Here is a 12,707-nt window from a genome sequence, read left to right as displayed (position 1 = left end):
ATTACTTCACCGTCACTTTCATATATACTTTTTCTACGCTATCCACGGGTTGAATATGAACGTCAATCACAAGGCTATCGGAATCCGTGCCGGCAAGCACCGACAAATCAACCTGGGAGTCAAAGTTTTGAATCGCGCCGAGCGCCTGCAAGCTATTCAAATATTTCGTGCACTCATTGCGGAAAAGACTGCGGCCATCCGCGTTATTGTCTACTTTTCCGATATAGAAGCCCTCGAAAATCCGCTTAAAGTCATTTGCGATGCCGTCCAGCACGCGAATCACGCGGTTTTTCGAGAACGCTTTTCCTTTTTCCAGCGTATAACCGGTAAACGTATTGATATCCTGCTCGACAATGACACGTCCCGCACTTACCGTGAACACAAGCTCGCCAGCTTGAAGCGCAGCAGCCGTCTGCGAATTCGTATAGCGAATATCCGCATCGATTGCCTCCTCATAGGCTTGATACGTCAACGATTCATTAATCGCTGCGCCAGCCGTTGCCGCGGCAACCCATACCGTCGCTTTTTGAGCGTCGATAACGGTGCCGTCAGCCAGCTTCACGCCGTTTTTGACGCTAATGACGCCTTCATGGTCGGCAGACGGATAGTTCGCCAGCACGACCTGAATTTTGCGGCCTTCCTCCTCGCGCAATCGGCGGGCAAAGGAAGCATAGACCGCCTTCAATGCAGCATCACCGGATGCTAGCGCAACCGTATTAAAATCATGCAGCTCAATCTGGGTCAAATAATCGGAATAGTCCTGATTCGTAACCGTACCGTTGGCTCCGCCTGCTAGCGGAACGCCTGCAGCCAGAGTCAATGCCCCCGTACCGCCAAAGTCAACTAAAGCATTTCCGCTTAGTGCTGCAATGTTCGCCACCGTCTGCCTATCCATCTCCGTATCGCCAGCATAAGTAATCACATCGAACAGTTCTTCGTCATCGACGTTCTGCTGCACGGCTACCTTGATATCATTGCCTCGAACGCCGCCAAATTTAGCTGTACACGTCAAGCTGCCAGCAGCCGCTGCTGCCTTTGTTCCTTCATTCAAACGATAAAGGAGCAGCGTTTTCGCCTTTTTGAGCGCTTCACGCACCAGCAAAAGCTCAGGAGCGCTCACATCGTAACCGAGCAAGGCGCTAAGGTCATCGCCTGCTTGGATCGCAATCACCGTTTTTGATTTTCCCCAATTCAGTGTCAACGCCGCTGCCACCGTTCCGCGCTCGCCAATGCTGCCCACCGTTTGCTTCTCGCCTACCAAATTAATATAAACGCCGGGGCGCACTTTATTTTGAGATGTATAAGTTCCTCCTGCCATGATCTACATGACCTCCTTTTTCAAATAGGCTGTTATCCGAGATAACGCTTGTTCATGGGTGCAGCTGTCTTGATCGTTCAATACCGCTGTGAGCACGTCCTTCTGAGAGGGCGTATACCGCCTTGCCGCCAGCAATTGCCGCTTGTTGAAGCTCGCATTCTTCCCAGCTTCCTGCCGTTCCTTTTCCTTCATTCCATTCATCCTCCGGCTTCTTTCATCGATTAAAGCGGCTAATTCATCCTATGATCAGCCTTACCGCCTGCAGCAACTCGCCTATGCACTTACATTTGAACCACCTCCTTTGCTCGGGCAAAACAAAAGGGACGATCGGAATGTTTCTCCGCTCGTCCCCGGTTATGATCTCTTGCACAATATCATAATATCACGGTTAGTTGAGCGAAAACGGACATTAGCCGGACAGAAAGCGGACAACTTCGGCAAGCGCCTTTTGCTTCCATCTGCGGAACGTGCGATCAACGATTCCAAGCTCCGAAGCAACGAACTCAGTAGGCTTTCCTTCTATATAACGCAATCTCAGCAGCCGGGCATAATCAGGCTCATATCCTTCCAGCGCTTCAAGCGCTTCGTCCATGCTCCGCAATTCCTTTTCGATATCCTGAAGCTCGCTTATTTTATCGATGACGCCCATATAGCCTTCAAAACCATTAGAACCTGAGCGCGACTCCAATACCTTCTCGATCTTTTGTTCCAGTTCGCGCAGCAGCTTCTCGTCACCCGGGCTTGCGGCTGCCCTGCTTTTCATAACCTCGCTAAGCTGCGCACGGGTTCCTAATGGGTACTTCTTTAAATTCGCGTGTGCCGCCGTTTCGATCCGCTGCTCATGCTCGTCCAAATACATATAGGAAGGAAGCTTGCGCAGCTGCCGGTGCAGCTCCTGCAGATCGTCATCCTCCGACATGCTGCTTAAGCGAATCCCAGGTCCGACTGCTGTGCCTTCTAGCTGTTTTTTTCTTGCCTTGAGCCTTTTATAAGAAGTTAATTGGTCAATAATCCGTTGTTCTTCCTTCATTTTTGTCCCTCCCGAGGATGAAATCATGATTGAGTATTTAAAATACCATCAATGATAAAAAAATATCGTCCAATAGTGGTATTGACAATACTCTCGACAAAAAATATACTTGATTTACGTATTTTAACTAGCAAATTTCCTTATGGGATAGATAATATAAGCTGTCGTCTGATAAATCTCATTGTATTAGGTATTTTAATTACCGTCAAGTATTTAAAATACCTAATTCGATAAATGGAGGGTATTTAAAATGTCATTAGGAGCTAGAATTAAACAACTGCGCACGGAACGCGGGTTAACACAGCAGGATGTCGCCACCCAGCTCGAGATGGGCAGATCTAATTTGGGACATATCGAGAATGACCGCGTAACGCCAACAAGCGAGGACTTACAGAAGCTGGCTGATATTCTCCAAACGACAACCGATTATTTGCTAGGACGCGATGCGGCGGTTGCCGCCATACCCGAATGGGCGACGTATAAGGATAAACGCGATTTCAAGAAGCTGCTGGAAGAGGACGGAGAAATTATGTTCGATGGCGTGCCGATGAGCCCCGTCGACCGTCAACGCGTGATGGATGTATTAACCGGACTGTTCTGGGAAGCCAAGCAGATGAATAAACACAAAAAAAAGTCCGACTCGGCAGGCGATGCTCCTGATGATGCCAAAGGGTAGGTGTTGCTATGGATAAAATGATCGTAAAGCTCATTCGAAAATTCAAGACCAACGATCCCTTTACCATCGCTCAGGGTATTGGCATCCATATCCGTTATGCGGATCTAGGGGAAGGGACAAGAGGCCTTTATTTCAAAAAGCTGCGGCGGCGCTTTATCGTCATCCACGATAAGCTTCCGGAGGATTGGTGCCGGTTCGTCTGTGCCCATGAGCTTGGACATGATCGGCTTCATCCGGGCTTCAACCGCTTTTGGCTCGATGAGCAATCGTTTTTCAACGCGGGGAAGTACGAGCGTCAAGCGAACAAATTTGCGGTCCGTCTGCTGACTTCCGGTGATGCTCCCGCTGCCAGCGACACGCTTGCGGAGCTGTTGATGCGCAATGGCGTGCCCGCCGAAATGGAAAAGTTTTATTTCTAAAACAAAAACGACAACTTTTCAAGCAAAAAAACAGCCTGAAACTGTAAAAGGGCTCTAGCTCGGCAGCATCAGCCGCAGAACTAGAGCCCTTTTCTATTAATTTCTATTAAATCGCCCAATTTCCGTTTCGGAATATCGGTTCGCGTGTTCCCTCTTGCGTGACGCCGTCAATGTTCATATCCGGAGAGCCGATCATGAAATCCTCGTGCGTCAGGCTCCTGTTGGCGCCATGGGCGAGCAGCTCCTCGGCACTCATCTTCGTGCCGCCTTTGATATTAACCGGATAAGCTTGCCCTAATGCCAAGTGGCAGGAAGCATTCTCGTCGTATAGCGTATTGAAAAACGTTACGTTCGAATTGGAGATCGGAGAATCATGCGGCACCAATGCTACCTCTCCTAGATGCCTTGCTCCCTCATCCGTGTTCAATAAGCTTGTCAAAGCTTCATAGCCTTGCTCGGCTGCATGATCCACTACTTTGCCATCCTTGAAGGTCAAGGAGAAGCCGTTAATGACCTGTCCATTGTAGTTAAGCGGCTTCGTGCTGCGCACCGTGCCGTTCACCCCGCCCCTTCTCGGCATCGTAAATACTTCCTCGGTCGGCATGTTCGGATTGAAGTAAATGCCTTTCGCATTCGCTTTGGAGCCGCCCAGCCAAATATGGCCATCCGGCAGCTCGACTGTCAAGCTCGTGCCTGGCGCCTCATATTCCAGCTGTTTATAGCGTTTGGCATTAAGTACCTCGACCATTTGGAGCAGCTTCGCGTTATGCTCCTTCCAAGCCTCAATCGGATCGTCCAAGCCGATGCGCGTCGCATCAATGATCCGCTCCCATAACTTTTGCAAAGCTTCGTCCTGCGAGACATCCGGAAACACTTTAGCCGCCCATTCCGGAGTCGCGTACGAGAGCAGCGACCAAGCATTGGTATGGTTCATAAGCGAGCTTCTATACCCGCTAAGCGCAGTCGATGCTGCCTTCGATGCCGCCGCTACCCTTGCCGGATCAACCTCGTTAAGCAGGTCGGGGTTAGGGGAATAAATCGTAATGAACGCCGCTCCCAGCTCTACGAAATCCTCCCACGCCTTCGCGCGGAACATCGGATACTCGGCCAAAGCCTCCTCCGGAGCCTGCTTGTATTTAATGAGGGACAGCTGCTCGTCGTTGTATTCCACATGAACATTTCTCGCGCCTGCTTCGTAAGCTTTTGATGCGATAAGCCTTACCAAAGGCGCGGCAGCGATCGGAGCCATGACGACCACCGTTTGACCTTGCTGCACGTTGACGCCGACTTGAACGGCAAGCGCCGCGTAATTTTCCAAATGCTGCTGCGTTGGATGCATTTATATAATTCCTCCTTTAAATTGTATCAATGTTTGTTCCCGTGATGCCACTACTCCATTATAGTCCTCTGTCCCCCATTGCTCAAACGAGCCTTACCGAACAATGCAAAAAACCTCCTAATCGCTCAAACCGTGAACGAAGGAGGTTTTATCCATACGTGAATTAGATTAATAAGGGCTCTCGATCTTCATAATATCCATAAAAGGAACCTTCGTGACGCTGCCCATGTATTCCACGTGAACCTTCTTCGTCCGGGAATCGAGCGTTGTGATTACGCCCCGTACCTGCTCTTCCGCTGCCCATATCGTGAGCAGCAGCTCCGTACCTTCCTGCTTAGCCTCTACCAATCGTTCACCCAGCTCCTCCAGCTCGAATTCATCCCTGGTCGGCCGCTTCGGTCCTTTAGCCATTTCGTTTCCCTCCTGCTATGTATGGCAACTCGGATTTGCAATAAAAAAGAGTCCCTCCGCTCCGAGGAGACCCTGATTCGATCCTAATAAGTTACGCGAATACCTCTATTATAGCATGGACCCATTTAACTCTGTTAGCGGGAATAAGAGTAAATCAAGCCGCCTCTCAAGAATGGCCGGATTGCTCCGATTTGGGGGTGGCGGCGAGATTGGGCTTCGGTTTTCCTTCCCCTCTAATGGAAGACCAGCCCATCAGCAATAGGGGAAGCACAAGGCACATCGTGATGTCATACGGAGCCCAATAAAATTTAATCAAATCATTGTAGACCACGATATTAGGCGTGCCGATGACGGAACCAACAAGCAATATCATCCCAAGAGGGATCGTAAGCATAATGCTTTCCTTTAAGCGGAATAGCTGTTCGATGCTTTTGATAATCGCAAAAAAGATCAGCAGCGTTTTAAAGTACACGGTAGTGATCCACATGAAAGCGAGGATGGCCTCTATACGCTCCAAAAAGTTTCCAACCGTGATTTTCTGAGCGAGAATAAAGGTAGGATAGTACTTCGTTTCCATTAAGCTCGAGCCCAGCACGAGCACGCAAAGCAGGACCGTTATAAACAAGATCAGTCCGCCGATTGCCAGTCCTTTGAGCAGTGGCTTCATAGCCGCCTTATTCCCTTTCAGGTGCGGAACAACGGCTAGGATTATAATGGTCTCCATAAAAGGAACAGCCGTTGTGATGGGCAGCCCTCTCCATACCGGTGAGAAGCCCTCAGCTAATACCGGCTGCATCTTCGCAGCATCGACCTGCGGCATAAGAAAGACAACCATGAACATAAAAAACAGTATAAAAAACGGAAACAAAATCTCACCCATCCGGGCGAAAGTCTCCACGCCTAACCGGTAGGCAATAATAACGACGGTCAAAAAGAGAATGAATACGGCGTTGGCAGGCGTTTCCGGCATCAGCTGCGTCGTAATGAATTGCGTCATCTCGCTTGTCAGCGTAATATGCAAGTAGATGAAATAAACGATAAAGAGCAGACAAACGATTGCGCCGATAGTCTTTCCTAACGTTTGCTGCACGAAAGCGGTCAAGCTGCCTCCCTGCATTTTTTTGATCATCAGCCCGTACAAGGTTCCTATTCCAAGACCGATTAAGCAGCTGAATAACATCGTTAACCATGCATTTTGCATGGAATAAGCCGCAATGATCGTAGGGAGAATGAGTATGGAGTCACCGACGGTACATAAGATGACCAAAATCATGAATTGCCTAGTTGATATTTGACCATTGTCGCTTGCTATGCGATCACTCATTTGTACTCCCCCCATGATCCTTGCGGCTGGCTTTAAGCAAACGTTCCATAAACCTCTTTTAGCAGCATAAACGGATTTGGCAGCTTCGCATGCATGACAAGAGCTCCATACAAACCCGTGCCGAGCAGAAGCATCACCACAAATACGGCAATCTCTTTTCTGAGCTTCTTCTCCTTAAGCTTCGGCAGCTCCCACCAAGCCACGCATATCGAAAAAACCAAAACGAACATTAAAGCTGACAACGCTAATGTCTCCTCCCTACAGACGGCTATTTCATCGTGGTGTTTCCTGTCGTTCCCGTTTTGCGGATATTCACCTCAATATGGTAGAACAGCTTGACCGCCTGAAAACCTTCATCGCCCCATGCTTGCCGCATTGACTTCCATTGATCGGGATGCTGCCTGCCAAGCGTGCTGCCGAGTCCGAATATATCGGCCTTAAGCTTCTTGGCACGTTTTACCGAAGCCTCCGCATTTCCCTGTATGACCTTCGCCACCTGCTGCTCCAGCTTTTCAATGACGGCTGGATCGGCAAGATTTACTTCCTTGCAGGAACGATCTACGATATTCGCTTCCGTCTGGAAATGAATATGGGCGATGGGTACGCCATCCTGAACGTTCATCTTGATGCTTGACTCGGACGATGTGATCTCAATTCCCATATAGTTGCGTTCGCCGCAGCGCAGCTCAACGGAGGTGCTGTCCAAATTATTCGTCATATCGGTATAGCCTTTGCTTTCCCTTTCATTTAACCAGCCGATAAGCTTATCTTTTTTGAAGGCTGCAATGCCCGTATAGCGAAAATGGCCGGGGGGCAGGAATGTCTCTACATTCTCCTTTGTTTCCGCTTTTTTCTGGTTGCCGAGAATTTGGATGCCGGTGAGGGCAAGCTCCTTGCCGTCATCGGAGAGTGCATTCAAAATATCGTCCATCGTGACCGAAACGGTCGGTGCCCAGGATTTCTCGGAGGTCTCAAGCGATCTCAGCATATTTTGGGTAGGCAGCTTCTCCAGCGGCGTATAGATTTTCAATATATCCTCGGCTTTGGAGCCTTTGGCAACAACGACATTAAAGTCCATGCGCGCTTCATTGTCCCGCAGCGTATTATCGAGAAAATCCCGTATGCCGCGTCTGGCAAGACTCTCGCCGATCACGAAAATTTGCAGATGTCCGATGTATACCTTGCGCGGAGCCTCTGCGGTAACGGAGCGGGCAGCCTCGAACATCGTCTTGCCCCTGCCCTGGTAAAGCGTGCTCGGCGGCCGGTCCCCGCCTCTGCGCTGCGCTGATATTTCGCTCGGATTCACAACCTGGAACGATACGAGGTATTCCCCGTCCTCCCAATCGACGGCTATTCCGAGAACGATCAGCAGTTCATTTAGCTCGCGCCTGCTCCAGCAGCCTGTCAGAAGCAGCATGCACAGTAACACTATAATGGCTTTATGCATCATCCCGCTTATGCTCCTTTCCGCCTGCCGCAGTCACTTTTGCTGTCTGACCCGGTTGCTCTTCTGCGAACTGCTTGGCCGGTTGAACGAGAGCCAGCGCGGCAGCCGGATGAGCGCATCCTCCTGCTCTGACGCAATAAAGGGACTAAATGGCGCCATATATGGCTCTCCAAATGATCGCAGAGAGCATAAATGCAGCAATAACGTAAACAAACCCATAATAATGCCGAATAACCCGAAGCTTGCCGCGAGTGCCATGAATGCAAAACGCAGCATCCGGACAGGTATCGACATGCTGTAAGCCGGCACCGTAAAGGTCGAGATGGCAGTGACCGAAACGACGATAACCATCGCGGCAGAGACTATTCCCGCCTCTACGGCCGCTTGGCCGATTACGAGCGTGCCGACGACAGATACGGCTTGGCCGATTGCCCGCGGCATCCGCAGACCTGCCTCTCTCAAAATCTCGAAGGTGATCTCCATTGCGACCGCCTCAATAAAGGCGGGGAAGGGAACTCCCTCACGCTGAGCAGCCAAGCTTATTAATAGGGATGTCGGCAGCATGTCCCGATGAAACGTCGTAATGGCGATATATAACGAGGGCAGCAGCAATGAGATAAATCCGCTGGCAAAACGCAGCAAGCGAAGCAAGCTCGCGTACAAGGCGCGCTGGTAATAATCCTCTGTCGACTGCACGAAGCTGACGAATTGGGTTGGTACCACTAGAACGTTTGGTGTGCCATCGATCAGAATCGCGACTTTGCCTTCCAACAATTGCGCAGCAACGCTGTCCGGTAGCTCGGTGTTGTACACCGTAGGGAAAATCGAATATTTGGCATCCTCGATTTGCTCCTCGATGTAGCCGCCCTCTAATATGCCGTCTATTTCAATGGCTCCTAACCGCGTCCGAACCTCGTTAATAACAGAAGGCTTCGCAATGCCATTCAAATACATGATCGTGACATCGGTTTTCGTAATGCGGCCTATCGGCATCGTTTCCAGCCACAAGCGGGGGTCCTTAATCTTCCTGCGCACGAGTGAAGTGTTCACACGCAGCGTTTCGGTAAAGCTTTCCCGCGGGCCCCGAATAGACGTCTGATTGGTTGATTCCGTAACGTCTCTGCCTTTCCATTGACGGATATCAATGCGGTATGCGCGATCGCTGCCTGCCAGAAAGATAATGGCTTCTCCCGACAACAATGACTGATAGAGCTTGTCCATGTCCCTTACGATATGAATGGAGCCCATCGCGGCAATCAGGCCTTCTATGATATTTATTTTGCCAACGGAATCTTCGTCAATGCCCAGCTTTTCTTGAAGCGATCGATTCATCACGTCGAATATGTAAGTATTAATAATTGCGGCATCCGACATGCCGTCAATATACACGATTGCGGCAGCAGGCAGCGGGCTTCCCTCGCTTCGGATTTCCCGGACGACAATGTCATCGCTGCGGCCCATTTCGCGCATGATCGTTTCTGTATTTCGACCAATATCATCAAATAGCGGAGCACTCGCTTGTTCCTGCTGGGACATGTTGTCTATTGGTTCCTGTGAAGGTTTTATCATTGGCTGTCGTCTCCGCTTCTGCTGTCTCTTCCCATTATGACCACCTTGCAATCGGGATAAACACATTCAAGCCGCGTAGCAAGGCGAACGGCTATCGCCGTCCTTTGGGAGAGCGGCGCACGACAAACTGCACACATAAACTGCACATTTAACTATTCTTCCGATCGCCATTGCTCAGGGTTTCCTTTGAATCAACGAGCAGAGGCCCTCATCCCTTCACAAAAACGACCGCTGACGCTTCTCCAGAATCATTTACATGCTCCGTTTACCATCATTCTCCAAATAAATCAGCAAGAGACCGAAATAAAAACAAGCGTTGCAGAATACCCCTCTGCAACGCTTGTTTAATGCGAATTTCTTCTTATTTTCGATTGTGCGAGCTGCTTCTTCAGGGAGCGACCCCCTTTTGAGTCAGACCCTTTTCAAAACGATTAAGAATGCTTAATGCCAATTGTCACGATTTCACACGGTCCTACAGGCAGCTGATATGCGTTATTTCCTTCCAGCGCCTGACCTTGCTGCTCAAGCACGTCGCTTTTATAAGCTTCTGCGATGGCTTGCGCCGCATCGCCTGAAGCCAGCTTCAGCTCAGAAGCCGAAGGCAGCATATTATACCATCTAAGCATCATGTCCCCGGATGGCTCATTTACCTTCAAGGAAGAAAAGGCAAGCGTGCTTCCTTCCCATTCGAAGAGCGCGCCTGCCGAAGCCAGCTTGCCTTCATGAACGTCCGTACCGCTCACTGTCCAAGGCACTTGGAATTGGTAGGCTGCCGCAAAAGCGCCTGATTCAGCGCCGTTGCCGTTATGCGGAATGATGCTGATGCTGAAGCTTTGCTCGCCTAGGCATTGCGCTTCCGGCGTAGGGAACACGCCCCAATCGCCAAGCTCTGCTACGGAGCGAAGCAGCGTAACCGCAATCGTATTCCGTCCGTCACGCAGCACTTCGTATTCGTTCAAGCCCAAATTCGCTACCGTCAATCCGGCTTGCTCGCCGCTCACGTCAACGAATGCCTGCTGATGCTGCGCATTGCTTGGGTTTACCCATTCGGCAGCCGGCTCATTGTCGCGTTTTGCAATCTCGAATATCGCATCCGCTTGATGGGCTGCAGCAGCTAGATCTGTCGGGAACAACACCCGTACGCGGTGGTCTTTGGCTTGGTTGTTAAAGGAAGATTTCCAATCCAGGCTTTGTCCGCCGCGCGTAAGCGAGATCTCCGTACGTATCGTAAGCGGCACGGTTTGTTCCGTACGCTGCGATTTCCGCTCGGGGAAGTAGACTGCCTCCTGCTTCTCGGTCTCGAATTGCTCGTCCGCCGAAGCCGGAACGGCCCATTCATGAACGATGGCAAATGTTGCCCGGTAAGGCGTGTTTTCCACAAGCTCGATGCTTGCAGTCATTCCTTTAGTCGTTAATGGCAGTTCGCCATCCGGCTGTTTGTACATATATTCATTGCCGATGTCACCTGTATTCTCGTAAACGCCAAGACCTTGGAATACCTGTCCATTACGCTTATCAAGCAGGTTGAACGATCCGTCGCTTGCTACGTCAACCCGCAACCACTCGTTCTCAAGCGCATGCTCGCCGGCAATCAATGATTCTGCTTGCTCCTGCTCTGCTTTTGCGTTCCGAACGTAGGCATAGGAAGCGAAGCCTAGCGCAGCAACCTGCTCCGCTTCGAACGTCAGCTTTACCCGCCGGCTCATGTACGGCTGGCGGAATTTGTCATCCGGCAGGTCATAGCCGAACTGCAGTCCCAAATCCTCAGCCGTATGCGGGATAGCAGCCCCGCTGCGATCAACAAGCGTTCTGCCCGTCACATCGACCGCGTACATTTTTTGGTTCATTTGATCCAGCGGCAAGCCGTCACGGAAGTAGATGCGTTCGATATCAAGCTCAACCTCTACGACACCCGTGCGATTCCAGCCGGTTGTATTGAACACGACGAGCGACAGCGCAGCTTCGCCATATTGCTCGAATACCAGCGTGTCCACGTTGTCCGCGATCGCTTTTTTGCTATCGTCAATGATGGATTCCGCAACATGGCGGCTTTTATCAAAGCGGGTGATCATCTCACGGTGAACCTCATCCACGCTGCAGCCGCAAATGCTGTCATGCGGATGGTTCTGCATCAGTGTTTTCCACGCATAAGTGAACAGGTGATGCGGATATTCATGGCCTAGCGAATAAGCCAGCGCTGCCAGCGGCTCAGCGACCTTCTCCAGCATCGCTTGGCCAAGCTGGTTCATTTGCTTCAAATATACGCGGGCGGAAGCCGTATTTACGAGCGTGGACCAGCCGTCGGTCCGCTGACTGCGCAGCTCGCCTTTGACGACCGACAGCTCGCGCGTAAGCGACGCGTTGACGGAAGCCAAATAATCATGGAAATTAGAGTGGATAAACTCCGTCTCCGGGAAAAGTTCTCTTGCCGTTGCGAGCGCAGCAGACAAATCCTGTTGGATCGGCTGGTGGTCGCAGCCGTTCATGAACAGCAATTGTCCCGTTGCCGCATATTTCTCTGCTTCCGCAAGCTTCCGCTCCCAATATTCCTTCGCGCCCGCTTCGTCAGTTGGCACTTCCATGCCGTTGCAATACCAGTTCGCGAACAGCACGCCCAGCACGCGGGAGCCATCCGGACCTTCCCAGATCAGCTCCGAGAAAGAGGATTCATAATCGGAATCCGCTACCGTATTGTTGAAGCCCGTCGGCTTCACGCCTCTTCCGAACACCGCGTTGTCAATACCGGCTTGGCGCAAAATTTGCGGGGCCTGTCCGATATTGCCGAACGTATCGGGGAAATAGCCGACTTTGGCAATCGTACCGTAGCGCCCGGCATCCTGATGGCCGATTTGCAGATTGCGAATATTCGCTTCGCTGCTCGTCAGGAATGCATCCTGTAGGATATACCATGGACCGATTGGAATGCGCCCTTCTTTGATGTAGCGTTCAAGGCGTTCACGGTTTTCCGGACGAACCTGCAAATAGTCCTCAAGAATAATCGTTTGACCGTCCAGGTAAAAGCTTTTAAAGTCCGGATCGGTATCTAGCGTATGAAGCAGCGTATCCATCAATTTGACGAGCAGGACATGATGCTTCTCATATGGCAAATACCATTCCCGGTCCCAGTGGGTATGCGAGATGATATGGGCTGTTCTTTCATAGGTCATTGCTGAA

12 protein-coding genes are annotated in these 12,707 nt (G+C 50.7%); 2 read left to right on the top strand and 10 right to left on the bottom strand.

Annotated features, from left to right (window positions below; all coding sequences use genetic code 11):
• Window position 1: 1 nt before the first annotated feature.
• The 3 genes from AC0YN3_RS27280 to AC0YN3_RS27270 all read right to left on the bottom strand — a co-directional run bounded on the left by AC0YN3_RS27280 (window position 2) and on the right by AC0YN3_RS27270 (window position 2,348).
• Entirely contained in the window at window positions 2-1,318 is a 1,317-nt protein-coding gene (locus AC0YN3_RS27280; RefSeq protein WP_475778062.1) for a phage tail sheath family protein, read from the bottom strand.
• 3 nt (window positions 1,319-1,321) lie between these two features.
• Window positions 1,322-1,510: a hypothetical protein gene (locus AC0YN3_RS27275; RefSeq protein ID WP_475778061.1), complete on the bottom strand. Its 189-nt coding sequence runs from the start codon at window positions 1,508-1,510 to the stop codon at window positions 1,322-1,324.
• 217 nt (window positions 1,511-1,727) lie between these two features.
• On the bottom strand, window positions 1,728-2,348 hold the full coding sequence (locus AC0YN3_RS27270; protein WP_475778060.1) for an ECF-type sigma factor: 621 nt from the start codon (window positions 2,346-2,348) through the stop codon (window positions 1,728-1,730).
• Between the two features lie 250 nt (window positions 2,349-2,598).
• Here AC0YN3_RS27270 and AC0YN3_RS27265 point away from each other — a divergent pair, with 250 nt between their 5' ends.
• Window positions 2,599-3,024, top strand: coding sequence for a helix-turn-helix domain-containing protein (locus AC0YN3_RS27265; protein WP_475778059.1), 426 nt, complete (start codon window positions 2,599-2,601; stop codon window positions 3,022-3,024).
• A gap of 8 nt (window positions 3,025-3,032) precedes the next feature.
• The gene (locus AC0YN3_RS27260; RefSeq protein ID WP_475778058.1) at window positions 3,033-3,443 is read left to right on the top strand and encodes an ImmA/IrrE family metallo-endopeptidase; all 411 of its coding nucleotides are present in this window, start codon (window positions 3,033-3,035) and stop codon (window positions 3,441-3,443) included.
• A gap of 106 nt (window positions 3,444-3,549) precedes the next feature.
• Here the strand turns inward: AC0YN3_RS27260 and AC0YN3_RS27255 are convergent, their stop codons facing one another.
• From AC0YN3_RS27255 to AC0YN3_RS27225, 7 genes are all read right to left on the bottom strand, one after another.
• The gene (locus tag AC0YN3_RS27255) at window positions 3,550-4,782 is read right to left on the bottom strand and encodes an aminopeptidase (RefSeq protein ID WP_475778057.1); all 1,233 of its coding nucleotides are present in this window, start codon (window positions 4,780-4,782) and stop codon (window positions 3,550-3,552) included.
• 168 nt (window positions 4,783-4,950) lie between these two features.
• A complete protein-coding gene (locus AC0YN3_RS27250) occupies window positions 4,951-5,193 on the bottom strand; it encodes a YolD-like family protein (protein WP_475778056.1) in 243 nt (80 codons plus the stop codon).
• Window positions 5,194-5,359: 166 nt separating this feature from the next.
• On the bottom strand, window positions 5,360-6,517 hold the full coding sequence (locus AC0YN3_RS27245) for a GerAB/ArcD/ProY family transporter (RefSeq protein ID WP_475778055.1): 1,158 nt from the start codon (window positions 6,515-6,517) through the stop codon (window positions 5,360-5,362).
• 32 nt (window positions 6,518-6,549) lie between these two features.
• Window positions 6,550-6,759, bottom strand: a complete 210-nt coding sequence (locus AC0YN3_RS27240; protein WP_475778054.1) for a hypothetical protein — start codon at window positions 6,757-6,759, stop codon at window positions 6,550-6,552.
• Between the two features lie 26 nt (window positions 6,760-6,785).
• Complete coding sequence (locus tag AC0YN3_RS27235) at window positions 6,786-7,967, bottom strand: Ger(x)C family spore germination protein (protein WP_475778053.1); 1,182 nt, start codon at window positions 7,965-7,967, stop codon at window positions 6,786-6,788.
• Window positions 7,968-7,997: 30 nt separating this feature from the next.
• Window positions 7,998-9,533, bottom strand: coding sequence for a spore germination protein (locus AC0YN3_RS27230; protein WP_475778052.1), 1,536 nt, complete (start codon window positions 9,531-9,533; stop codon window positions 7,998-8,000).
• A 431-nt stretch (window positions 9,534-9,964) separates the two neighbouring features.
• Window positions 9,965-12,700 (bottom strand): alpha-mannosidase, encoded by a 2,736-nt coding sequence (locus AC0YN3_RS27225; RefSeq protein WP_475778051.1) that lies wholly within the window; start codon window positions 12,698-12,700, stop codon window positions 9,965-9,967.
• Window positions 12,701-12,707: the final 7 nt, after the last annotated feature.

It is taken from the genome of Paenibacillus sp. J22R232, from assembly GCF_056269165.1.
The sequence above is the reverse complement of the archived record's forward strand: the minus strand, read 5'-3'. Positions and strand labels throughout refer to the sequence as shown.